21 protein-coding genes are annotated in these 22848 nt (G+C 72.8%); 13 read left to right on the top strand and 8 right to left on the bottom strand.

Annotated features, from left to right (window positions below; genetic code table 11):
* Positions 1–69: 69 nt before the first annotated feature.
* The 4 genes from ADL34_RS27890 to ADL34_RS27875 all read left to right on the top strand — a co-directional run bounded on the left by ADL34_RS27890 (position 70) and on the right by ADL34_RS27875 (position 2343).
* Complete coding sequence (locus ADL34_RS27890) at positions 70–570, top strand: YbaK/EbsC family protein (protein ID WP_062668478.1); 501 nt, start codon at positions 70–72, stop codon at positions 568–570.
* Positions 567–1412, top strand: coding sequence for an EamA family transporter (locus ADL34_RS27885; RefSeq protein ID WP_062668477.1), 846 nt, complete (start codon positions 567–569; stop codon positions 1410–1412). Before ADL34_RS27890 ends, ADL34_RS27885 begins: the two co-directional genes overlap by 4 nt.
* 136 nt (positions 1413–1548) lie before the next feature.
* On the top strand, positions 1549–1998 hold the full coding sequence (locus ADL34_RS27880) for a hypothetical protein (protein ID WP_079034174.1): 450 nt from the start codon (positions 1549–1551) through the stop codon (positions 1996–1998).
* 69 nt (positions 1999–2067) lie between these two features.
* Positions 2068–2343, top strand: coding sequence for a DUF1876 domain-containing protein (locus ADL34_RS27875; RefSeq protein ID WP_062668547.1), 276 nt, complete (start codon positions 2068–2070; stop codon positions 2341–2343).
* 190 nt (positions 2344–2533) lie between these two features.
* Here the strand turns inward: ADL34_RS27875 and ADL34_RS27870 are convergent, their stop codons facing one another.
* The 4 genes from ADL34_RS27870 to ADL34_RS27855 form a co-directional block, all read right to left on the bottom strand.
* Positions 2534–3694 carry a serine hydrolase domain-containing protein gene (locus ADL34_RS27870; RefSeq protein ID WP_062668476.1) on the bottom strand — a complete coding sequence of 387 codons (1161 nt, stop codon included), beginning with the start codon at positions 3692–3694 and terminating at the stop codon, positions 2534–2536.
* 120 nt (positions 3695–3814) lie between these two features.
* Positions 3815–4573 (bottom strand): energy-coupling factor ABC transporter ATP-binding protein, encoded by a 759-nt coding sequence (locus ADL34_RS27865; protein ID WP_062668475.1) that lies wholly within the window; start codon positions 4571–4573, stop codon positions 3815–3817.
* On the bottom strand, positions 4561–5322 hold the full coding sequence (gene cbiQ, locus ADL34_RS27860) for a cobalt ECF transporter T component CbiQ (protein WP_062668474.1): 762 nt from the start codon (positions 5320–5322) through the stop codon (positions 4561–4563). Before cbiQ ends, ADL34_RS27865 begins: the two co-directional genes overlap by 13 nt.
* A 1-nt stretch (position 5323) precedes the next feature.
* Entirely contained in the window at positions 5324–6379 is a 1056-nt protein-coding gene (locus tag ADL34_RS27855; RefSeq protein WP_062668473.1) for an energy-coupling factor ABC transporter permease, read from the bottom strand.
* Positions 6380–6639: 260 nt separating this feature from the next.
* Here ADL34_RS27855 and ADL34_RS27850 point away from each other — a divergent pair, with 260 nt between their 5' ends.
* Positions 6640–7002, top strand: coding sequence for an SsgA family sporulation/cell division regulator (locus ADL34_RS27850; protein ID WP_062668472.1), 363 nt, complete (start codon positions 6640–6642; stop codon positions 7000–7002).
* 48 nt (positions 7003–7050) lie between these two features.
* Here ADL34_RS27850 and ADL34_RS27845 read toward each other — a convergent pair whose 3' ends face one another.
* The 3 genes from ADL34_RS27845 to ADL34_RS27835 form a co-directional block, all read right to left on the bottom strand.
* Positions 7051–8721 (bottom strand): penicillin-binding transpeptidase domain-containing protein, encoded by a 1671-nt coding sequence (locus ADL34_RS27845; RefSeq protein ID WP_062668471.1) that lies wholly within the window; start codon positions 8719–8721, stop codon positions 7051–7053.
* A 101-nt stretch (positions 8722–8822) separates the two neighbouring features.
* The gene (locus ADL34_RS27840) at positions 8823–10454 is read right to left on the bottom strand and encodes a penicillin-binding transpeptidase domain-containing protein (RefSeq protein ID WP_062668470.1); all 1632 of its coding nucleotides are present in this window, start codon (positions 10452–10454) and stop codon (positions 8823–8825) included.
* A 127-nt stretch (positions 10455–10581) separates the two neighbouring features.
* On the bottom strand, positions 10582–12324 hold the full coding sequence (locus ADL34_RS27835) for a dolichyl-phosphate-mannose--protein mannosyltransferase (RefSeq protein WP_062739825.1): 1743 nt from the start codon (positions 12322–12324) through the stop codon (positions 10582–10584).
* A gap of 62 nt (positions 12325–12386) precedes the next feature.
* Between ADL34_RS27835 and rsmI the strand changes: the two genes are divergently transcribed.
* The 6 genes from rsmI (at position 12387) to ADL34_RS27805 (ending at position 18103) form a co-directional block, all read left to right on the top strand.
* Positions 12387–13235 carry a 16S rRNA (cytidine(1402)-2'-O)-methyltransferase gene (rsmI, locus tag ADL34_RS27830; protein ID WP_107115643.1) on the top strand — a complete coding sequence of 283 codons (849 nt, stop codon included), beginning with the start codon at positions 12387–12389 and terminating at the stop codon, positions 13233–13235.
* A gap of 192 nt (positions 13236–13427) precedes the next feature.
* Entirely contained in the window at positions 13428–13811 is a 384-nt protein-coding gene (locus ADL34_RS27825) for a hypothetical protein (protein WP_062668469.1), read from the top strand.
* A gap of 46 nt (positions 13812–13857) precedes the next feature.
* Complete coding sequence (locus tag ADL34_RS27820) at positions 13858–14745, top strand: TatD family hydrolase (protein ID WP_062668468.1); 888 nt, start codon at positions 13858–13860, stop codon at positions 14743–14745.
* Positions 14746–14878: 133 nt separating this feature from the next.
* Positions 14879–16264 (top strand): resuscitation-promoting factor, encoded by a 1386-nt coding sequence (locus ADL34_RS27815; RefSeq protein WP_062668545.1) that lies wholly within the window; start codon positions 14879–14881, stop codon positions 16262–16264.
* Between the two features lie 58 nt (positions 16265–16322).
* The gene (gene rsmA / locus ADL34_RS27810) at positions 16323–17210 is read left to right on the top strand and encodes a 16S rRNA (adenine(1518)-N(6)/adenine(1519)-N(6))-dimethyltransferase RsmA (RefSeq protein ID WP_062668467.1); all 888 of its coding nucleotides are present in this window, start codon (positions 16323–16325) and stop codon (positions 17208–17210) included.
* Entirely contained in the window at positions 17207–18103 is an 897-nt protein-coding gene (locus ADL34_RS27805) for a 4-(cytidine 5'-diphospho)-2-C-methyl-D-erythritol kinase (RefSeq protein ID WP_062668466.1), read from the top strand. Before rsmA ends, ADL34_RS27805 begins: the two co-directional genes overlap by 4 nt.
* A gap of 12 nt (positions 18104–18115) precedes the next feature.
* On the opposite strand, the gene ADL34_RS27800 is transcribed toward ADL34_RS27805, so the two are convergent.
* Entirely contained in the window at positions 18116–18709 is a 594-nt protein-coding gene (locus ADL34_RS27800) for a Uma2 family endonuclease (protein WP_062668465.1), read from the bottom strand.
* Positions 18710–18865: 156 nt separating this feature from the next.
* On the opposite strand from ADL34_RS27800, the gene ADL34_RS27795 reads away from it, so the two are divergent.
* Positions 18866–20677 (top strand): ABC-F family ATP-binding cassette domain-containing protein, encoded by a 1812-nt coding sequence (locus tag ADL34_RS27795; RefSeq protein ID WP_062668464.1) that lies wholly within the window; start codon positions 18866–18868, stop codon positions 20675–20677.
* Between the two features lie 248 nt (positions 20678–20925).
* Entirely contained in the window at positions 20926–22779 is a 1854-nt protein-coding gene (locus ADL34_RS27790; protein WP_062739824.1) for a PQQ-binding-like beta-propeller repeat protein, read from the top strand.
* Positions 22780–22848: the final 69 nt, after the last annotated feature.

The following is a 22848-nucleotide window of genomic DNA, read 5'->3' as shown; positions in this document are numbered from 1 at the left end:
CCCGTCGTGCCGGTCCGGCCCGCGAAACGGGCTCGCGTGGCTCCTACACGCACCGCTAGCGTGCCGTGCATGACGACGACCGACAGCACGGGCTCCGGAGCCCACCCCCGGTTCGCCGAGGCCCTTCAGGAACTGGGCCTCGGCGAACTGCTGCCCCGCGTGCGCCGCTTCCCGGACGCCACCCGCACCGCCGCCGAGGCGGCCGCCGCGATCGGCTGCGAGCTCAGCGAGATCTGCAAGTCCCTGATCTTCGCCGCCGACGGCGTACCCGTCCTCGTCCTCATGGACGGCGCCTCCCGCGTCGACCTCGAACGGGTGCGGGAGGAGCTCGGCGCCGCCAAGGTCACCCGCGCCAAGGCCGACGTCGTCCGCGAGACCACCGGGTACGCCATCGGGGGCGTGCCGCCCTTCGGGCACCGCACCCGCACCCGCGTCCTCGCCGACCGGTCGCTGCTGGAGCACGACGTGGTGTGGGCCGCCGCCGGGAACCCGCACGCGGTCTTCCCGATCGAGCCGAAGGCCCTCGTCGCCCACGCCGGCGCCGCCCTCGTGGACGTGCGCGAGCAGTGACCCCGCTGGTCACCGCCGCCGTCCTGACCGCCGCCGTCACCCACGCCGGCTGGAACGCGATCGCGCACCGCATCACCGACAAGCTGGTCGGGTTCACCCTCATCGCGGGCGGCGGCGCGCTCATCGGTGCCGCCCTGCTGCCCTTCGGGACGTTCCCGGCCGCGGGCGCCTGGCCGTACCTCCTCGCCTCCGCGCTCGTCCACGTCCTGTACTACGCGCTGCTCATGACGTCGTTCCGGCTCGGGGACTTCGGGCAGGCGTACCCCATCGCGCGCGGCACCGCGCCCCTCGTGGTCGCCGTCCTCGCCGCCGTCTTCGCCCACGAGCTGCCGGACGGCTGGGCGGCCGCCGGGATCGCCCTGTCCTGCGCGGGACTGACCGGGGTCGCCCTGTGGGGGCTGCGCGGCCGCCGCCCCGACTGGGCCGCGATCGGCGCCGCCCTCGCCACCGGGCTGACCATTGCCGCCTACACCCTGCTCGACGGCCTCGGCGTCCGCGCCTCCGGGTCGTCCCTCGGCTACATCGCCTGGCTGATGCTGCTCCAGGGCCTCGTCATCCCCGCGTTCACGCTGGCCCGCCGGGGCGGCTCGGCCGGGGCCGCGCTACGGCCGTACGCGGGGCTGGGGCTGCTCGGCGCGGCCCTGTCCGTCGCCGCGTACGCCCTGGTCCTGTGGGCGCAGACCCAGGCGGAACTGGCACCGGTCGCGGCGCTGCGCGAGTCCTCCATCATCGTCGGCGCCGCCATCGGTGCCGTCTTCTTCAAGGAGCGCTTCGGGGCGCCCCGCATAGCGGCCGCGTTCCTGCTGGTCGCCGGGATCGGGCTGATGCTGCACGCGGGATGACCCGGCGTCAGCCCGCACCGAGCGCGAGGGCGTCCACGACACCCGGCCGGCCGGACCGGGTGGCGAGACCCGCCCCCACCGCCCGCCCGCCGCACTACGATCGTCCTGGCGGACGGTTCACCGAGGGGGGCGGACAGTGACGGCGCTGAGCGAGGGGTCGGACGCGGGGGTCGGCGACCGGGAACCCCTGCATCCCGACCGGGTCAAGCACCTGGAGTTCATCCAGGCCACCATCTCGCGGCTGGGGACCAACTCGTTCCTGGTGAAGGGCTGGGCCCTCACGCTGGCCGCCGGTCTGCTCGCCCTGTCCGCGAGCCGGCTGAGCTGGCACCTCGCGGCCGTCGGCGTCGTCCCGCTGGCGTGCTTCTGGTACCTCGACTGCTTCTTCCTGCGTCAGGAACGGGCCTACCGCCGCCTCTACGACGACGTCCGCCGCCCCGGCAGCACCGTCGAGCCGCTGTCGATGAACGTGGCGTCCCAGCTGAGCACCATGCCCTGGCGGGAGGTCTGGTTCACCCCGACCCTCCTGCTGTTCTACACACCCCTGCTCCTGGCCGACCTGGCGCTGCTCGCCCTGGCCGTCTGAGCCGGGCTCTTCTGGCGAGCCCGTCGGTGAAGGAGCACCCTGGAAGCAGGTCTTCCGGAGGTGGTCGTCATGATGCACACCGCAGTGGGATGGCACGTGGAGATGGAGTTCATGGAGGACGACCAGCACACGCGGGCCGTCGCCATGGTGCGGCTCCCCGACGGCACCGAGGTGCGGGCCCACGGACACGCCAGCCGGCACCACACCGACTCCTACCAGCCCCGCGTCGGCGAGGAGATCGCCGGAGCCCGCGCGCTGAACGAACTGGCGATGCAGATGCTCACCAAGGCGCACACCGAGATCGACGCCGCGTCCGGCCGCACCTCGCACCCCATCAACGTCTAGGGGGTGTCTTGTCGATCGGGCCGGGTCAGCTCCCGGTGTCGAGGAGGGAGTCGATGCGGCGCATCGGCGACCGACGACAACGCGGCGAGGCGCGGTGCCAGGCGCCGGGAGCCCGGCCTGATCGACAAGACACCCCCTAGGGCCGTGCCGGGCGCCGCGAGCTTCCCGGCGAACCTTCCCGGTCACAGCACTAGCCGTCCAGCGACGCCCGCACCGCGCGGATCAGCGCCTGCGCCCTCGGGTCCGCCGTCACCGACTTGCGGAAGCCGTTCGTCACATAGCCGAAGGCGATCCCCGCCTCCGGGTCGGCGAAGCCGAGGGCGCCGCCGCGCCCCGGGTGCCCGAACGAGCCGGGGCCGAGCAGCGGGGACGCGGTGCCGTGCAGCATGTACCCCAGTCCGAACCGGGTGTTGACGACCAGGACGCGGTCCGGGCCCGACGACTCCTCGGCGCGGGCCAGCTCCACCGTAGCCGGGTCGAAGAGCCGTACCCCGTCCACCTCGCCGGCCAGGGCCGCGTAGAAGCGGGCCAGACCGTCGGCCGTCGCGACGCCGTTCGTCGCGGGGAGCGCGGCCGCGCGGTACGCCGGGTCGTTCTGGTCGGGGAACGGGCTGATCGCGGCGAACGCGCGGCGCGTGAGCGACCCCGGGTCCTCGTAGGCCGCGGTCACCGACCGCTTCGGCCGGGCCCGCAGCGCGCCCGCCGGCTCCGGCCCGTCCACCCGCCCGGAACGGCCGGCCCGGCCGGCCACCTCCTCCGGCAGCCCCAGCCACAGGTCGAGCCCCAGCGGGCCGGCCACCTCCTCGGCGAGCCATGCGCCGGTCCAGCGTCCCGTGACCCGCCGCACCAGCCCGTCCAGCAGCCAGCCGTACGTCAGCGCGTGGTAGCCGTGGTCGGTGCCGGGCTCCCACACGGGCGCCTGCGCGGCCACCGCCGCCGGGCCGCGCTCGGGGTCCAGGGCCTCCTCGGGGGTGAGCGGCACGTCCAGGACCGGCAGCCCCGCGCGATGGCCGAGCACGTGCCGGACCAGCAGCCGCTCCTTGCCGTGCGCCTTGAACTCCGGCCAGTACGCCGCGACCGGCGCGTCCAGGTCCAGCTCCCCGCGCTGGTGCAGCAGCAGGGCCACGGCGGCGGCGACGCCCTTGGTCGCCGAGCGCACGACCTGCGCGGTGCCGCGCTGCCAGGGCTCGGTGCCGTCGACGTCCCGGGTGCCGGCCCACAGGTCGACGACCCGGTGCCCGTCGCGGTACACGGCGAGGGCGGCGCCGCGTTCGCCGAGCCCGGTGAAGTTCCGTGCGAACGCTTCCCTGACCGGCTCGAAGCCCTCGGCGACTGTGCCGTTCACGTCCACGTCCGTGCTCCCTCGACCGAACCTCCGGCGCCTCCGTGGCGCCTGCGGTGTCCAGTCCAACATGGGTGCGCGACCTTCGATTCCGAAGTGTGGCCGACGTCTCGCGCGCGATGCCGGCGGTCAGGCGCCCGTGGGTACCGAGCGCGGGTCGAAACCGTAGGGGAGTTCCAGCCGGTGTGCGCTCATCAGGGCGTCGTCGGCGAGGAGTTCACGGGTCGGGCCGTCCGCCGCGATCACGCCCTCGCTCAGGATCAGCGAGCGGGGGCACAGCTCCAGCGCGTACGGCAGGTCGTGGGTGACCATGAGGACGGTGACGTCCAGGGAGCGCAGGATGTCGGCCAGTTCGCGGCGGGAGGCCGGGTCGAGGTTGGACGACGGCTCGTCCAGGACGAGGATCTCCGGTTCCATCGCGAGCACGGTGGCGACCGCGACCCGGCGCCGCTGCCCGAACGACAGGTGGTGCGGCGGGCGGTCCTTGAACTCCGCCATGCCGACCCGCTCCAGCGCCCGGTCGACGCGCGCCTCCAGCTCGGGCCCCTTCAGCCCGGCCGCGGCCGGGCCGAACGCCACGTCCTCGCGGACCGTCGGCATGAACAACTGGTCGTCCGGGTCCTGGAACACGATGCCGACGCGGCGCCGGATCTCAGCCATGTGCTCCCGGCCCACGGGCAGTCCGGCGACCCGCACCGTGCCGGTGCCGCCGCTCAGGATGCCGTTGAGGTGCAGCACGAGAGTCGTCTTGCCGGCGCCGTTCGGGCCGAGCAGCGCGACCCGTTCGCCGCGCTCGATGGAGAAGTCCACGCCGAACAGGGCCTGATGCCCGTCGGGGTAGGCGAAGGCGAGGCCGGAGACCTCGAGGGAAGCGGTCACAGGGTCCATCCCAGCAGACAGACGACGAGGGCGGCCAACGGGAGGGTCAGGGCGTACGTCCACTGCGCGCGGGACGCGGTGACCTCGTCGATCACCGGCATCGTCCCGGCGTACCCGCGGCTGACCATGGCCAGGTGCACCCGCTCGCCGCGTTCGTAGGAGCGGATGAACAGGGCGCCCGCGGACTTGGCGAGCACGCCCCAGTGCCGTACGCCCTTCGCCTCGAAGCCGCGGGACTCGCGGGCGATGCGCATGCGCCGCATCTCGTCGGCGATGACGTCGCCGTAGCGGACCATGAAGGACGCGATCTGCACGAGCAGCGGGGGGAGCTTCAGCCGCTGCAGACCGAGCAGCAGCTCCCGCAGCTCGGTGGTGGAGGCGAGCAGCACCGAGGCGGCGACCCCGAGGGTGCCCTTGGCCAGCACGTTCCAGGCACCCCACAGCCCGCCGACGCTCAGCGACAGACCCAGCACCTCGACGCGCTCGCCCTCCGCCACGAACGGCAGGAGCAGGGCGAACGCGACGAACGGCACCTCGATCAGCAGCCGCTTCAGCAGGAACCGGGCGGGCACGCGGGCGGTGCGGGCGACGGCCGCGAGCAGCATCGCGTACAGGCCGAACGCCCACATCGCCTCGCGCGGTGTGGAGACCACGACGACGACGAACGCGAACGTCGCGGCCAGCTTGGTGTGCGGCGGCAGACCGTGCACGGGTGAGTGCCCGTGCCGGTAGAGCCGGTGCGCGTGGCCCGCCCCCATGTCAGGCGCCGCTCGTGCTCGCCGGGGAGACGTCGGCGGGATGGGCCGTACGGCGCCGGCGCACGGCCCAGAAGACCGCGCTGCCCGCCACGACGGTGACGCCGACGCCGATCACGCCCGCGAGACCGCCGGACAGCCGGGCGTCGGTGACGTCCTTGACGCCGTAGTCGGCGAGCGGGGAGTCGGCGGCGGCGTGGTCCTCGGCCTTCTTGTCGATGCCGTGGTCGGCGGCGACCTTCTCCAGGCCGTCCGGGTTCGCGGAGGCGTAGAAGCTGACGAACCCGGCGAGGACCAGGGAGGTGACCAGGCCCACGGCCCACACCTTGCGCGGAGAGCGCGAGGCGACCGGGGCGGGCTCGGCGGCGGGCGCGTCGACCAGCTCGCCGTTCACCCTGAGCCTCAGCCGCTGCCGCAGGTCACGGGCGCCGTACACCAGGTCGGGGCGCACGGCGACGACGGCGCCGACGGTCAGAGCGGTGATCGTGGCCTCGCCGAGGCCGATCAGGACGTGCACGCCGACCATCGCGGTGGCGACCTTGCCGAGGGAGACGTCGGTGGTGCCGCCGACCGCGTACATCAGGGTGAACGCGAGAGCCGCGGCCGGGACGGACAGCAGCGCGGCGGCGAAGGAGGCGACGGTGATCGAGCGGCGGCCGCGGGGGAGCACCTTCACCAGGAGCCGGAAGACGGCGTAGGCGACGACGGTCGTCACGATCGCCATGTTGGTGATGTTCACGCCGAGCGCGGTCAGGCCGCCGTCCGCGAAGAGGACGCCCTGCATGAGCAGGACGACCGACACGCACAGCACGCCGGTGAAGGGCCCGACGAGGATCGCCGCGAGGGCGCCCCCGAGCAGATGGCCGCTGGTGCCGGCCGCGACGGGGAAGTTGAGCATCTGGACGGCGAAGATGAACGCGGCGACCAGACCGGCCAGCGGGGCGGTGCGTTCGTCGAGTTCCCGCCGGGCACCGCGCAGGCTCACGGCGACCGCGGTCGCGGCGACCACTCCGGTCACGGCGGAGGTGGGGGCGTCTATGAATCCGTCAGGTACGTGCACCGTTCGATGATAGTGGCTTAATGCGAACGGGTTGCAAGAGCGAGGGGATGCTCATTGCGGTCGCATCCACCATGGACGGGTGCCTGACGAATCCACCGGGCGCCGCATGAATCCGCCGGGCGCCGCATGATTCCGACCACATCTGAGCCCGATCCGGCTACGACGAGCGGAATCGGGAAGATGTGCGACATTGGAGAAGGAGCGGAGGCACGGCCTTCGCACAGGTCACGCGTCAGGTCACGCGGGTTAGGGGCCGTCCGATGTCCGTAGTCGAGCAGTACGCACGAGCCCACATCGTCACCGACGCGGACATCCTGGCCGCGGAGCAGGACGCGGTCCCCGTGGTCCTGCGCTACGACCCCGACACGGATCCGCGCGTCGTCCACATCCGGCTGCCCGGAGGGGACACCCACGACTGGACGTGTTCGCGCACCCTGCTGGAGCAGGGGCTGCGCGCCCCCGCCGGGAGCGGCGAGGTCCGCGTGTGGCCCTGCGGCCGGGTGCAGGCCGTGGTCGAGTTCCACTCCCCGCAGGGTGTCTCCGTCGTCCAGTTCGAGACGAAGGCGCTGATGCGGTTCCTGCGGCGGACCTATCTGGCCGCCACGGAACCCGTGCACAGCTGAGCCTCGGTCGCCGGAGCCTCGGTCAGCGCAGCCTCAGGCACCGGAGCCTCAGCCCCCGGCCTTGAGCAGCGCCGCCACGATCGGGCCGGCCGTCGAACCGCCGTGCCCGGCCGCCTGCACGACGCCCGCCGCCGCCAGGTCGCCGCGGTAGGCGGTGAACCAGCCGTTGGGCTTCTTCTGGTTGTCGACCTCGGCCGAACCGGTCTTCGCGCCGACGTCACCGCCGACCCCCGCCATCGCCTCGGCCGCCGTGCCGTACCGCGCCGTGTACCCCATCAGATCGCGCAGCTGCGCCAGCGTGGACGCGGACATCGCGCGGGACGCCTTCGCGAGCGTGCGCCCGTCCACCTCGGGGGAGACGAGGTAGGGCTGCTTGAAGGTGCCCTGCTTCACGGTCGCCGACACCGACGCCATGTTCAGCGGGTTCATCCGCACCCCGCCCTGACCGATCAGCTCGGCGGCCATCTGCGCCTGGGACTGCACCGGGACGGCGCCGTCGAAGGTGGGCACGCCCACCGACCAGTTGTCCAGGGAGAGGCCGAAGACCTGCTGGGCCTGCTTGGTGAGGCTGTCGTCGTCGAGCTTCGGCGCCTGGCTGATGAAGGCCGTGTTGCAGGACCGGGCGAAGCTCGCCTTGAACGTCCCGCCCTTGATCTCGAACTTGTCGTCGTTCTGGAACTTCCAGTGCCCGTAGGTGAAGTACTTCGGGCAGGGGTGCTGCTTGTCTGCCGACGCCAGGCCCTTCTCGATCAGCAGCGAGGAGGTGACGACCTTCATCGTGGAGCCGGGGGCCAGCGACCCCTGGAACGCGGTGTTGAAGCCGTGCGAGGAGTTCGCCACCGCGAGGATCTCGCCCGTGGAGGGGCGCAGCACGACCACCGACGCCTTCTCCTTGGCGGCGACCTGCTGCTCGGCGAGCGCCTGGAGCCCCGGGCTCAGCGTCGTCTTCACCGTGCCCGGCGTGCCTTCGCTCAGCTCCACCAGGGTCTTGTCGGACAGCTCAGCCTTCCGGGACTCCTTGCCCCGGACCACCTGGAGTTCGACGCCCGCCGTGCCGCCGGCCTTGTCGCCGTACTTCTCGCGCAGCCCGTCCAGGACGGAGCCCAGCGACGGGTAGGCCTTCGCGGTCAGCTCGCCGCCGTCGCGGTCGAGCGCCTTCACCGGCGGGGTGCCGGACGCGCCGGTGACCAGCCGGTCGCCGTCCTTCAGCTCGGGGTGGACGACCGCCGCGTGCCACTTGACCAGCGGCTTGCCGTCCTCGGCCCGCCGGACGACGGTGAGGGCGCTGTCGTACGTCAGGGGCTTGCTGGTGCCCTTGTGCGTGACGGTGCCCTTCACCGAGAAGGGGACCTTGTCGCCGGTGCGGGTGCCCGCCGTGAGGGTGACGTCCTTGATGTGGGCGTCCTTGGAGTAGCCGGTGAGCAGGGCTTTCGCGGCGGCGGTGTCGTCGGTGGCGGCGGCCGCCTCGGCCACCTCGCCCTTCTGCCACGCCGTGAGGAACGCCTCGGCGGCCGTGGTGACCTCCTTGCCGGACAGCGGGCCCGACTTGACCTTCCTGGCCCGCTGCTCGGCGGAGGACGACTGGGTGTCGGCCGCCGCTCCGCCGCCGTACAGGGCGTAGACGCCGAACCCGGCGCCACCGATGACGACGGCGATCATCCCGCCGAGCACGGCGGGGTTGGTCCTCCGCCGCTCGGCGACGCGCTTTCTTCTGCCCACTGCTTTCCGTTCCCTCGCGAATCCCAGGGGTCCCCGGCGCCCCGCTGCCCTCACGCACAACGACGACGACAGCCTAGAGTCCCCGGGCGCCGAGGGTGAGGTCAGCCTGCCGCTCGTAGCACGGCTGCGACAATCGGCCCGGCCGCGTCGCCGCCGTGTCCGCCCTGCTGGACCAGCGCGGACGCCGCCACGTCGTCGCGGAAGGCCGCGAACCAGCTGTCCGAGGTGGCCTCCCCGTCGACCTCGGCCGAACCGGTCTTCGCACCGATGTCGCCGCCCAGCCCGCGCATGGCCGGAGCGCCGGTGCCCTGCGTCGCGGTCAGCCGCATCATCTGCCGGATCTGGTTCGCGGTGCCGGGCCGCAGCCCGGCCGCGGTCGCGAAGTCCCGGTCGTCGAGCGCGCGCGGCACCAGGTACGGCTGCCGGAACGTGCCGGTGATCGCGGTCGCCGTCACCGACGCCATGGTCAGCGGGTTCATCTGCACCGTGCCCTGCCCGATCGCGTTGGCCGCGCGGTCCGGGCCGCCGGAGGCCGGGACGCTGCCGTCGAAGGAGCTGATGCCGGTCCGCCAGTCGCGGCCGATCCCGAACCGCTGCTCGGCCTCCGCCGTCAGGGAGGAGTCCGTGACCCCGTCGCGGCCGACCTGCTTGATGAAGGCCGTGTTGCAGGACCGGGTGAAGGCGGCCGAGAGGGTGGCGCCCGGACCCTCGTCCGGCTTCATGTTCTTCAGGTTCTTGAACGTCTGGCTCTGCCAGACCGCCGTGTCCGGGCAGGGCGCCGGGCCGTTCATCGTGGCCAGGCCGTTGTCGATGAGCATGGCCGAGGTGAGGATCTTCATCGTGGAGCCGGGGGCGACCTGCCCCTGGAAAGCGGCGTTGAAGGCGTCCTCGCGGTTGTTGGCCACGGCCAGCACCTCGCCGGTGCTCGGCTTGAGGGCCACCACCGAGGACTGCCCGTACCGCTTCACCGCCTTCTCGGCCGCCGCCTGGACGCTCGCGCTGAGCGAGGTGCGCAGCTTGCCGGGGCGGCCCTTGGAGAGGGTCAGCAGCGAGGTGTCCGGGGCCTCGGTGACGGTGTGCCGGATCGACAGCTCCACACCGGGCTCGCCGCCCGCCTTGTCGCCGTAGCGGGAACGCAGGGTGTCCAGGACCGGGCCGAGGGAGGGGTACTTCTCCTTCGTCAGCACGGTGCCGTTCCGGTCGACGGCCTCGATGGGCGGGCTCGCGGCCTCGCCGGTGACCAGGGTGTCGCCCTTGCGCAGGTCCGGGTGGATCACGGACGGCTGCCAGTCGACCAGCGCCTTGCCGGTGCTGACCCCGCGCACCACGGTGAGCCGGCTCTCGTAGCGCAGCGGCTCGGACTTCCCGCCGTACGACACCTTGGCGTCCACCGTGAACGGCACGGTGGTGCCCTTGGCCTTGCCCGGCGTGATCTTCACATCGGCGATGTGCGCGGCCTCGGTGTAGGCGCGGAGCAGGACGCCGGCGGCCGCGTCGTTGTCGGTCAGGCCGGCGGCCTGCTCGACCTTGCCCTTCTCCCAGGCCCCGAAGAACGCCTCGGTGGTCTCCGCGACCTCGTCCGCGTCCGGCGGCCCGGACCGCGCGGCCCCTCCGGCGCCGGTGGCGCCGCCCCCGTCCAGCGCGGACACGATGTTGTAGGCGCCGTACCCGGCCCCGCCCACCATCAGGGCGAACACCCCGCCGACGACCGCGACTTTGACCCCCTTGGCCATGATCCCCTCCCCGTTCCGTCCTCCGCACTGTAGGTGGCGTGAGGGGAACCTGTGAGGGGTGTTTCCTTTTGTGACCGAGGGACACCGAACATGTGACCGAAGACCGACCGGGTCGCGAAGACACCCCCTAGACCCAGCTGTCCAGCCACATCCGCGACCGCCACTCGTCGATCGGGATCGACGTGCCCGTGTGCAGGGGCCAGAAGTAGATGAAGTTCCAGGCGATCAGGAGGACCAGGACGCCCGCGGCCGTCGCGCCGATCACGCGGCGGGTGTCGCCGGAGCGGGGTGGGCCGATGATCGCGCCCAGGAGCATCGCCACGGCCAGGCACAGGAAGGGGAGGAAGACGACGGCGTAGAAGAAGAAGATGGTGCGTTCCTGGTAGAGGAACCAGGGGAGGTACCCGGCCGCGACGCCGCAGGCGATGGCGCCCGCCCGCCAGTCGCGGCGCAGCAGCCAGCGCCACAGGACGTACAGGACGGCCGCGGCCGCCGCCCACCACAGGACCGGGGTGCCGATCGCCAGGACCTCGCGGGCGCACTTGCCGCCGGCGTCGGAGGGGCAGCCGTCGGCGCCGGGCAGCGGGGACTCGTAGAAGAACGACACGGGACGGCCGTCGACGATCCAGCTCCACGGGTTGGACTGGTAGGTGTGCGGCGAGGACAGGCCGACGTGGAAGTCGTAGACCTGGTTCTCGTAGTGCCACAGGCTCAGCCACCAGTCGGGGAACAGCCAGGACCAGTCGCTGGTGCGTCCGTTCGCTGTCGCCCAGTCCCGGTAGTAGCCGCCCTTGCCGTTGGTCGGGGAGAGGATCCAGCCCGTCCAGGACACGAGGTAGGTGATCACCGCCACCGGCACCGTGGCGAGGAAGGCCAGGCCGAGGTCGTGGCGGGCCACCGCCCGGTACGGGCGGCCGGCGCCGGCGACCCGGCGGGCGCCGACGTCCCACAGCACGGTCATCAGGCCGAAGGCGGCGAGGAAGTACAGGCCGTTCCACTTGGTGCCGATGGCCAGGCCCAGCATCAGGCCGGCCAGCCAGCGGTAGGGGCGCCGTCCCAGGCGGAGGGTCCCGGCGATGTGCGCGTCCGGGCGGACCCGCCCGTCGGCGTCCACCGGCAGCGCGGCGGCGAGTCTCGCGCGCGCCCGGTCCCGGTCGAGGACCAGGCACCCGAAGGCGGCCAGCACGAAGAACATCAGCACCCCGTCCAGCAGCGAGGTGCGGGCCATCACGAACGCCAGCCCGTCCACGGCCATCAGCGCGCCCGCGACACAGCCGAGGAAGGTGGAGCGGAAGATGCGGCGGCCGATGCGGCACAGCATCAGCACCGAGAGCGTGCCGAGCAGCGCCGTCATGAAGCGCCAGCCGAACGGGTCGAACCCGAACACCAGCTCGCCCAGCCCGATGACGTACTTGCCCACCGGCGGGTGCACGACGTACGCCGCGTCCGTCGGGATCGGGACCTTGTCGCCCAGCTCCAGGACGGACTTGTTGGCGGTCTTGTCCCAGCTGACCTCGAATCCGCGGTGGATCAGCGCCCAGGCGTCCTTGGCGTAGTACGTCTCGTCGAATATCACCGCCTTCGGGCTGCCCAGGTGCCAGAAGCGCAGCGCGCCGGCCAGCAGGGTGACCAGCAGCGGACCGCCCCACGCGGACCAGCGGGTGATCCGGCCGGCCAGCGGCCCCGAGACGCCGAGGAACTGCCACATCCGCGGGCTGGGCGCCACGTACGGCGGCACGAGCCGGTCGCGTACGTCGCCGCCGGGCGCGGCGGAGTAGCCGAATCGGCGCAGCCGCTGCTGCCACGACGGCCGCTGCTCGTGCGATGCCTGGCCCTGCCGGGTGTCCGTGGAGGACGCGGTACTGGTCACCGCGCCATCGTAGGGAACACGTCTGTGACAGTCGCGCGGATGCGCCCTGCGAGACTGGAAACGTGACAGGAACCCTTGTACTGGCAGGCACCCCCATCGGCGACGTCCGGGACGCGCCGCCCCGGCTCGCACAGGAGCTGGCCGGCGCGGACGTGGTCGCCGCGGAGGACACCCGGCGCCTGAAGCGCCTCACGCAGGCGCTCGGTGTGCAGCCGTCCGGGCGGGTCGTGTCGTACTTCGAGGGCAACGAGTCGGCACGCACCCCCGAGCTGGTCGAGGCGCTGCTGGAGGGCTCGCGGGTGCTGCTGGTGACCGACGCGGGCATGCCGTCCGTGTCGGACCCGGGGTACCGGCTGGTCGCGGCGGCGGTGGAGAAGGACATCCGGGTCACCGCCGTGCCCGGCCCGTCCGCCGTGCTGACCGCGCTCGCCCTGTCCGGGCTGCCCGTGGACCGGTTCTGCTTCGAGGGGTTCCTGCCGCGCAAGGCGGGGGAGCGGCGCTCGCGCCTGGCCGAGGTCGAGCGGGAGCGCCGCACGCTCGTCTACTTCGAGGCCCCGCACCGGCTCGACGACACCCTCGCCGCGATGGCCGAGGTGTTCGGGCCCGAGCGGCGGGCCGCCGTGTGCCGGGAGCTGACCAAGACGTACGAGGAGGTCAGGCGGGGCGGGCTCGGCGAGCTCGCGGCGTGGGCCGCCGAGGGCGTGCGCGGGGAGATCACCGTCGTCGTCGAGGGCGCCCCGGACAAGGGCGCCGAGGAGGTCGACGCGGCGGAGCTCGTGCGCCGGGTCCGCATCCGCGAGGAGGCGGGGGAGCGGCGCAAGGAGGCGATCGCGGCGGTGGCCGCGGAGGCCGGGGTGCCCAAGCGGGAGGTCTTCGACGCCGTCGTGGCGGCCAAGAACGCGGGGGCGTGAAGACGGTGTGAGCAGGGCGTATGCACGGGTGAGCGGGCGCCCCATGCCGGAGTAAAGCGACTCGGGCGTTTCTGCAAGGAACGGCCAATTCGCCGCCAACACTGGACAGATCGCGTGCACGCGCCGCCGTCGGGGAGTCCACTGGGTCGTGGGGCGCCGACCGTCCCAGCCCTGCGGACCACAGGAGCCGGCATGAGTGAGAGCGCACAGCAGATCCCGGGCCTTCGCGACGCCGCGACCGGCGTCGTCCACGAGTCGTACTCGTTCGCGTGCATGCGCTGCGGGCACGGCTGGGAGCAGTCGTACGAGATAGAGCACCACCGCGACGGTGACGGCCAGGAGTTCGTCCGGTACGTGGCCGACGGCCGGGTCGTGCCGTCGCCGCTGAGCAGGCCCGCCTGCCAGAACTGCGACGGGCACGTGGTGCGCATCATGCGCGCCGGGCGGGTGTCGTCCGCGCAGAACTCGCTGCGCCGCCCCGGCCCCGCGCCGGCCGTCCCCGCCCAGGCGGGCGAGGCGCCGCACCACTGGCAGCTCTCCGACCTCCTGCACGTCTTCCACCGCAAGGCCGTCTGACCCGGCGCCCGGCTGGGCGGGCGGGCCCCTTCCGTAGGATCGGGGCATGCCTTCGAACGCCGCCGACAAGCACGCCGCCCCGCCCGCGCCGGAACCGCTGCGGGTGCCGGTCGCCGACTCGCACACCCACCTCGACATGCAGTCCGGCAGCGTGGAGGACGCCCTGGCGAAGGCGGCCTCCGTCGGGGTGACCACCGTCGTGCAGGTGGGCTGCGACGTACGCGGCTCGCGGTGGGCGGCCGAGACGGCGGCGGCGTACGACGCCGTGCACGCCACCGTCGCCCTGCACCCCAACGAGGCCCCCCGCATCGTGCACGGGGACCCCGACGGCTGGTCCCGGCAGGGCGCGCGGGAGGCCGGAGGCACGGCGGCGCTCGACGAGGCGCTCGCCGAGATCGACCGGCTCGCCGCGCTCCCCCACGTCAAGGGCGTCGGCGAGACCGGCCTCGACCACTTCCGCACCGGCCCCGAGGGCGTCCAGGCGCAGGAGGCGTCGTTCCGCGCGCACATCGAGATCGCCAAGCGGCACGGCAAGGCCCTCGTCATCCACGACCGCGACGCCCACGACGACGTCCTGCGCATCCTCAAGGAGGAGGGCGCCCCCGAGCGGACCGTCTTCCACTGCTACTCCGGCGACGCCGAGATGGCCCGGGTCTGCGCCCGCGCCGGGTACTACATGTCCTTCGCCGGCAACGTCACCTTCAAGAACGCGCAGAACCTGCGGGACGCCGTCGCGGTGGCCCCGCTGGAACTGCTCCTGGTGGAGACCGACGCGCCCTTCCTCACACCGGCCCCGTACCGCGGACGGCCCAACGCTCCGTATCTCATTCCGATCACGGTCCGGGCCATGGCCGAGGTGCGCGGCATCGACGAGGACACGCTGGCCGCGGCCCTGGGATCGAACACCGCGCGGGCCTTCTCCTACCCGCGCTGACACCCGCCCGACGGCCGTCCCGGCTCCCAACGCCCGTAAAAATTACGGTGCGTAGCCGCGTCGCCTTGGTGACCGCCCGGCGCTCCGCTAGGTTCTGGTGGCCCTGAACGGACCCCTCCGCTGGAGCGTCGTCGTGAGCAACGCGCAGTTCGAGACGTATGGACCGAGCCCGTCCCCGTACCCCCCGGGGTACGGCGGCTTCGACCCGCACACCGCTCCCACGGTGCCCTACGGCACGCCCGCCGCCTTCGAGGCGTACACGGAACGTCACGACACCCCGTACGGGGGCGGCAGCACGACCGAGGCGTACGCGGACACCTACCGCCCGGCGTACGAGGTGGCCGAAGGGGCGTACGCGCCCGGCGCGGACCACCGGACCGGGCGGCGCGCCGCGCACCGCCGGCGCGGCCGGACCGTCGAGCGGGTCGAGGGACCCATGCGCCGGCTCGTCCCGCAGGCCCTGGTCGTCGCGTTCCTGGCGGGCGGCACCAGCGCCTTCGTCGCCAGCGACAAGGCGGTCGAGCTGACCGTGGACGGCACGCCGCGCACCCTGCACACCTTCGCCGACGACGTCACCGGGCTCCTCGCCGACGAGGGCGTCGAGGTCGGCGCCCACGACGTGGTGCACCCGCCCGCCGGGTCGGCGCTGGAGAGCGGCGACCAGGTCTCGGTGCGCCACGGGCGCCCCCTGCGGCTCACCCTCGACGGCCGCCGGCGCGAGGTGTGGACGACCGCGCACACCGTGGAGGCGGCGCTGCGGCAGCTCGGGGTGCGCACCGAGGGCGCGTACGTGTCGGTGCCCCGCTCGAAGCGCATCGGACGCGAGGGGCTCACGCTAGACGTGCGCACCGAACGCGCGGTCACGGTCCTCGCCGACGGCCGGGCCCGCACCGTCCGCACCAACGCCGCGACCGTCGGCGAGGTCGTCGAACAGGCCGGCGTCACCCTGCGCGGCGACGACACCACCTCCGTGCGGGCCGGGGACTTCCCGCGCGACGGGCAGGCGGTGACCGTGCTGCGGATCACCGGCGGCCGGGAGATCCGCGACGAGGTCATCCCCTTCGACGTACGGCGGGTCGAGGACCCCACCGTGTTCCGGGGCACCGAGGTCGTCGAACAGCCGGGACGGGCCGGCCTGCGCCGCATCACCTACACGCTGCGCACCGTCAACGGGGTGCGGCAGAAGCCGCGGCGCACCGGCACCGAGCTGGTGCGCCGGCCGCAGACCCAGATCGTCAAGGTCGGCACGAAGCCCCTGCCGGTGTCCACGGACTCCACGGGCCGGCTGAACTGGGAGGGCCTCGCCGCCTGCGAGTCCGGTGGCCGGCCCGACGCCGTCGACTCCTCGGGGACGTACGGCGGCCTCTACCAGTTCGACACCGAGACCTGGCAGAGCCTCGGCGGCCGGGGCCGCCCCCAGGACGCCCCGCCCGCGGAACAGACGATGCGGGCCAAGAAGCTCTACGTCCGCCAGGGCGCCAGCCCCTGGCCGCACTGCGGGCAGCGCCTGCACGGGTGAGCCGGGTGCCGGGGCCGGCGCGGCGATCCGGCCCGGCGGCGCCCCGTACCCTTGTCGGGTGAGCAGCCCCACCCCCGACGCCCTCCTGGGCCCCGCCGACATCCGTGAACTCGCGGCCGCCCTCGGTGTGCGCCCCACCAAGCAGCGCGGCCAGAACTTCGTGATCGACGCGAACACCGTCCGCCGCATCGTCCGCACCGCCGAGGTCCGCCCCGACGACGTGGTCGTCGAGGTCGGCCCGGGGCTCGGTTCCCTCACGCTCGCCCTGCTGGAGGCCGCCGACCGGGTCACCGCCGTCGAGATCGACGACGTGCTGGCCGCCGCGCTGCCCGCGACCGTCGCCGCCCGCATGCCCGAGCGCGCCGACCGGTTCGCGCTGGTCCACTCCGACGCGATGCACGTCGCCGAGCTGCCCGGCCCGCCGCCCACCGCGCTGGTCGCCAACCTCCCCTACAACGTGGCCGTCCCGGTCCTGCTGCACATGCTGGAGACCTTCCCGAGCATCGAACGCACCCTGGTCATGGTGCAGTCGGAGGTCGCCGACCGTCTCGCCGCCGCCCCCGGCTCGAAGGTGTACGGGGTGCCGTCCGTCAAGGCCAACTGGTACGCCGAGGTCAAGCGGGCCGGCGCCATCGGCCGTACCGTCTTCTGGCCCGCCCCGAACGTCGACAGCGGACTGGTGTCGCTGGTGCGCCGCACGGAGCCGCTCGCCACCACCGCGTCCCGGCGCGAGGTCTTCGCCGTCGTCGACGCCGCATTCGCCCAGCGCCGCAAGACGCTGCGGGCCGCGCTCGCCGGCTGGGCCGGCTCCGCGGCCGCCGCCGAGGCCGCCCTCGTCGCGGCCGGCGTCTCCCCGCAGGCCCGCGGCGAGTCCCTGACCGTCGAGGAGTTCGCGCGCATCGCCGAGCACAAGGACGCCGGACACAAGGAGCAGGGCCAGCAGTGAACGTCACCGTCCGCGTCCCCGCCAAGGTCAACGTCCAGCTCGCGGTGGGCGCCGCCCGCCCCGACGGCTTCCACGACCTCGCCAACGTCTTCCTCGCCGTCGGCCTGTACGACGAGGTCACCGCGACGCCCTCGCCAGGCGGCCCGCGCGTCACCTGCGACGGCCCCGACGCCGCGCAGGTCCCGCTCGACGGCACCAACCTGGCCGTCCGCGCCGCCGAGGCGCTGGCCGCGCGCCACGGCCTGACTCCCGACGTGCACCTGCACATCGCCAAGGACATCCCCGTCGCCGGCGGCATGGCGGGCGGCAGCGCCGACGGGGCGGCCGCCCTCCTCGCCTGCGACACCCTGTGGGGCACCCGCGCCTCCCGCGAGGAACTCCTGGAGATCTGCGCCGAACTGGGCAGCGACGTGCCGTTCAGCCTGGTCGGGGGTGCGGCCCTCGGCACCGGGCGCGGCGAGAGGCTGACGGAGCTGGAGGTCGGGGGGACTTTCTCCTGGGTGTTCGCGATGGCCTCACGGGGGCTGTCCACACCGGCGGTGTTCCGGGAATACGACCGGCTGGCAGGAGCGCGGGAGATCCCGGAGCCGGTGGCTTCGCAGGAACTGCTCGGCGCACTCGCCAAGGGTGACGCGGAAGTGCTCGCGGCCACCGTGTCCAACGATCTTCAGCCGGCGGCGCTGTCGCTGTTCCCGGAGCTGGCGGACACGCTGGCCGCGGGGCGCGCGGCGGGGGCACTGGCCTCGCTGGTGTCGGGTTCGGGGCCGACGACGGCGTTCCTGGCGCGGGACGCGGAGGCGGCGGAGTCCGTCGCGGCGGCGCTGCGGGCCTCCGGCACCTGCCGAGACGTACGCACGGCGTCGGGGCCGGTGCCGGGGGCTACGGTGGTCTGAAGCGCCCAGTCCTCAGAGCTCGTCGACGGCAGTCAGGTCGATGTCGATGGAGTAGGGCTTGTCGACCTTGACGCGGTCGCGGTGCATGCCCATGTGCACATAGGACTGCGTCATGGGATCGAGCTCGTAGACGTGAATGACAGGCCTGCCGCTGACGCCGTTCTCCTCCACACGCCAGAAGCTCGGGATGCCTGCGGTCGCGTACTTCTGCGGCTTGGTGGTGCGGTCCCGTGACTCGGAGTCCGGGGAGACGACCTCGACGGCGAGGAGCACGTCCTTCGCCGCGTAGCGCGTCTGGCCCGATCCGGTGATCGCGTCGGTACGGACGACGCTCACGTCGGGCTCGGGGCCATTACGTTGATCAAGGACGACGGTCATTTCCCGCCTGATCCTGAACCCGGGTGGCGCGGTCTGACGGAGCCCGTTGACCAGCAGGTCGATGACGACGCTGTGGAAGTCTCGCTGCGGACTCACGAAAACCAGACTCCCGTCGATCAACTCGGTGTGCGGCGGGAGATCGGGCAGCGTGAACAGGTCGTCCACGGTGTAGCCGTCCTGCGGCGGCACCGGCCACCGGACGCGGTGCTTCACGGGCTCGGCGGTCATGATTCCTCCCATGGACGGGATCCTGCTGCCTGCCACCTACGGTAGCCGCCCGTTTCCGATCACGTCATCACAAAGAGTGACCGTCTCCTCGCGTCCCGACCGCTCCCCGGCAGGGCCTAGGCTGGAAAGCTGATCGATCCACCGGGCAGGAGAGAAATGGCCGTCAATCTGGTCAATGTCGAGAACGTCAGCAAGGTGTACGGCACCCGTGCGCTGCTGGACGGGATTTCGCTCGGCGTCTCCGAGGGGGACCGCATCGGCGTCGTCGGCCGCAACGGCGACGGCAAGACGACCATGATCCGGATGCTCGCCAAGCTGGAGGAGCCCGACACCGGCCGGGTCACCCACTCCGGCGGGCTGCGCCTCGGCGTCCTCACCCAGCACGACTCCCTCGACCCCGAGGCGACCGTCCGCCACGAGGTGATCGGCGACCTCGCCGACCACGAGTGGGCCGGCAACGCCAAGATCCGCGACGTGCTCACGGGCCTCTTCGGCGGCCTCGACCTGCCCGGCTTCCCGCAGGGACTCGACACCGTCATCGGTCCCCTGTCCGGCGGCGAGCGGCGCCGGATCGCGCTCGCCAAGCTGCTCATCGACGAACAGGACCTGATCGTCCTCGACGAGCCCACCAACCACCTCGACGTCGAGGGCATCTCCTGGCTCGCCCAGCACCTTCGCGAACGCCGCTCCGCCCTCGTCTGCGTCACCCACGACCGCTGGTTCCTCGACCAGGTCTGCACCCGCATGTGGGACGTCCAGCGCGGCGTCGTCCACGAGTACGAGGGCGGCTACTCCGACTACGTCTTCGCGCGCGCCGAGCGGGAGCGCATCGCCGCGACCGAAGAGGTCAAGCGGCAGAACCTGGTCCGCAAGGAGCTGGCCTGGCTGCGCCGCGGCGCCCCCGCCCGCACCTCCAAGCCGCGCTTCCGCATCGAGGCGGCCAACGAGCTGATCGCGGACGTGCCGCCGCCCCGTGACAGCAGCGAGCTGATGAAGTTCGCCTCCTCCCGGCTCGGCAAGACCGTCTTCGACCTGGAGGACGTCACCGTCCAGGCCGGCCCCAAGGTCCTGCTGAAGCACGTGACCTGGCAGCTCGGCCCCGGCGACCGCATCGGCCTCGTCGGCGTCAACGGCGCCGGCAAGACGTCCCTGCTGCGGGCGCTCGCCGAGGCCGCCTACAGCGAGGGCGAGACACAGCCCGCGGCCGGGCAGATCCGCGTCGGAAAGACGGTCAAGCTGGCCTATCTGTCGCAGGAGGTCGCCGAACTCGACCCCGAGTGGCGGGTGTTGCAGGCCGTGCAGCAGGTCCGTGAGCGCGTCGACCTCGGCAAGGGCCGCGAGATGACCGCCGGTCAGCTGTGCGAGACGTTCGGCTTCGGCAAGGAGAAGCAGTGGACGCCGGTCGGGGACCTCTCCGGCGGTGAGCGGCGCCGGCTGCAACTGCTGCGCCTGCTGATGGACGAGCCCAACGTCCTCTTCCTCGACGAGCCCACCAACGACCTCGACATCGAGACCCTGACCCAGCTGGAGGACCTCCTCGACGGCTGGCCCGGCTCGATGATCGTCATCTCCCACGACCGGTTCTTCGTCGAGCGCACCACCGACCGGGTCTTCGCCCTGCTCGGCGACGCCACCCTGCGGATGCTGCCCCGCGGCATCGACGAGTACCTGGAGCGCCGCCACCGCATGGAGGCCGCCCAGGTCGCCGCCGCCGCGTCCGCCCCGGCCGCCGAGAAGGCCGTGCCCGAGCGCAGCGCCGCCGATCTGCGGGCCGCCAAGAAGGAGTTGCAGCGGATCGAGCGGCAGCTCGACAAGCTCTCCGAGCGGGAGACCACGCTGCACACGGCGATCGCCGAGCACGCCACCGACTTCGCGAAGGTCGCCGAACTCGACGCGGAACTGCGCGATCTGGCCACCCAGCGGGACGAACTCGAACTGCGCTGGCTCGAACTCGCCGAGGACGCGTAGGGCCTCCCGTCCGGAGCACCCCGGCGTCGCACGGGCGCCGGGCCCCGCACGTGAAGAGCGAGTGAAGGGTCATAACGAGGGCATCACAGGCCGGTCCTCCCTTGGGTACAGGGGTGGACGGGGCCCGGTGCGCCGCCGGTGACGGGTGATAGAAAGGGCCGCTGAGGACAGTCTGAGAAACGCCGGTGTGGCGAGATCGCGACGGCACAGGACGTGGCACCGCACCGGCCCACCAAGGGGGACCGCTCATGAGCCAGCCGCCCAACCAGCCGCCGCAGGGCGGTTTCGGCGCACCGCAGGATCCGCGGCAGGGCGGCTTCGGCGCCCCGCAGCCGCCGCAGCCGCCGCAGCCGGACGGTGCCCCGCAGACCCCGCCCCCGCCGCAGGGCGCCCCCCAGACGCCTCCACCGCCGCAGGGCCCGCCGCAGCCGCCGGCCGGTCCGCCCCAGCCTGGCTACGGCTACCCGCAGCAGCCTCCGCAGCAGCCGGGCCCCTACGCGTCCGGCCCGTACGGCCAGCCGCCCCAGCAGCCGGGCCCGTACGGCCAGCCGCAGCAGCCCGGCCCCTACGGCCAGCCGCCGCAGCCGGGGTACGGCTACCCGGGCCAGCCGCAGTACCCGGGCCAGCCGCAGTACCCGGGCGCGCCCGGCACCCCGCCCGGCGGCTCGCGCAACCCGTTCAAGGGCAAGCCCGCCCTCGTCGTCGTCGCGGCCGTCGCCGCGCTCGCGGTGATCGGCGGCACCGTGTACGCGGTGACCAGCGGCGACGACGACCCGAAGAAGCCGGTCGCGCAGAAGACCGACGACCCGAAGGGCTCCGCGTCCCCGACCGGTGACGACGAGGGCGGCGACGAGGGCAGCGGCGGCGGCGCCGACCCGGAGAACCTCAACGGCGGCCGGCAGGCCGGCGAGGCCAAGGTGCTCTGGTACAAGCCGGCCCCCGACGCCCCCGGTTCGGGCGCCGACGCCCCCGGCATGTGGATCACCGACAAGACGGCGGTGAAGGCCGCGTACAAGCAGGTCTTCGGCTACCGCGTCGCCGACGGCGAGGCCGCCTGGGACCCGATCTCCTTCCCGCAGAAGATCTGCTCGGTCACGGCGCAGAAGTCGTCCGACGACAAGGTCGTCGTGGCCTACATGAGCGGCAGCAGCGACCGCGCCAAGTGCAACCAGCTCCAGCAGATCGACCTGAACACCGGTGACAAGGGCTGGAAGGGCACGGTCGCCGAGGGCGGCCTGTTCGACACCACCCTCAAGGTCGAGATGTCCATCACCGGCAAGACGCTGATGGTGGGCCGCTCGCAGTCCGGCACCGCCTACGACATCGGCACCGGCAAGAAGATGTGGGACAAGCAGCGCTACGGCGACAAGTGCTTCCCCGACGCCTTCGCGGGCGGAGAGGCCCTGGTCGGTGTGGCGTCCTGCGACGCCGGCGGCTCCGGCGAGCACGACGAGATCCAGATCCTCGACCCGGCGACGGGCAAGGCCGAGTGGACGCGCAAGATCGACGGAGGATGGCGGGTCGCCCGTGTCTTCTCCGTCGACCCGCTGGTCGTCTACAGCACCAACAAGGACAAGAAGACGTGGAACATCTCCACGTTCGACACCTCCAGCGGCAAGCGCCGTTCGCAGGTCTCCGTCGACCTGGAGATCGGCGCCGAGTGCGGCTGGGCCATCCTGGAGCGCGCCCTGCAGGGCTGCGGCGGTGTGGTCGCCGACAAGGACACGCTGTACATGCCGACCAAGGCCATCGCCGCCGCCAACGAGATCGTCGCGATCAGCCTGGACAGCGGCAAGGAGAAGTGGCGCGCCAAGTCGCCCGCCGAGGAGACGATGCTCCCGGTGAAGGTCGAGGACGGCAAGCTCGTCGCGTACGTGACGCCGTCCTACGACGCGGGCGGCCAGGTCGTGTCGATCCCGCTGACCGGCGGCGGCCACGAGCCGGCGAAGCTCCTGCAGAACCCGGTGAGCGCCGCGCGGATCGAGAACGGCTTCTTCTCCAAGGCGTACGACTGGGTCGACGGCCGCTTCTACCTGTCGAGCACCCGCCTCAGCGGCCAGGACGACGCCAAGGAGAAGCTGATCCTCGCCTACGGCAAGTGAGTCCGGCGCGGGTGCCCGGCACCCGCGCCTCCGCCGCGCTCCCGTCCCCCTCCCCGAGGTGCCCCCGCC

The sequence above is a fragment of the Streptomyces sp. NRRL WC-3605 genome (genome assembly GCF_001509795.1).
GTDB classification, from domain to species: domain Bacteria; phylum Actinomycetota; class Actinomycetes; order Streptomycetales; family Streptomycetaceae; genus Streptomyces; species Streptomyces viridochromogenes.
The sequence above is the reverse complement of the archived record's forward strand: the minus strand, read 5'-3'. Positions and strand labels throughout refer to the sequence as shown.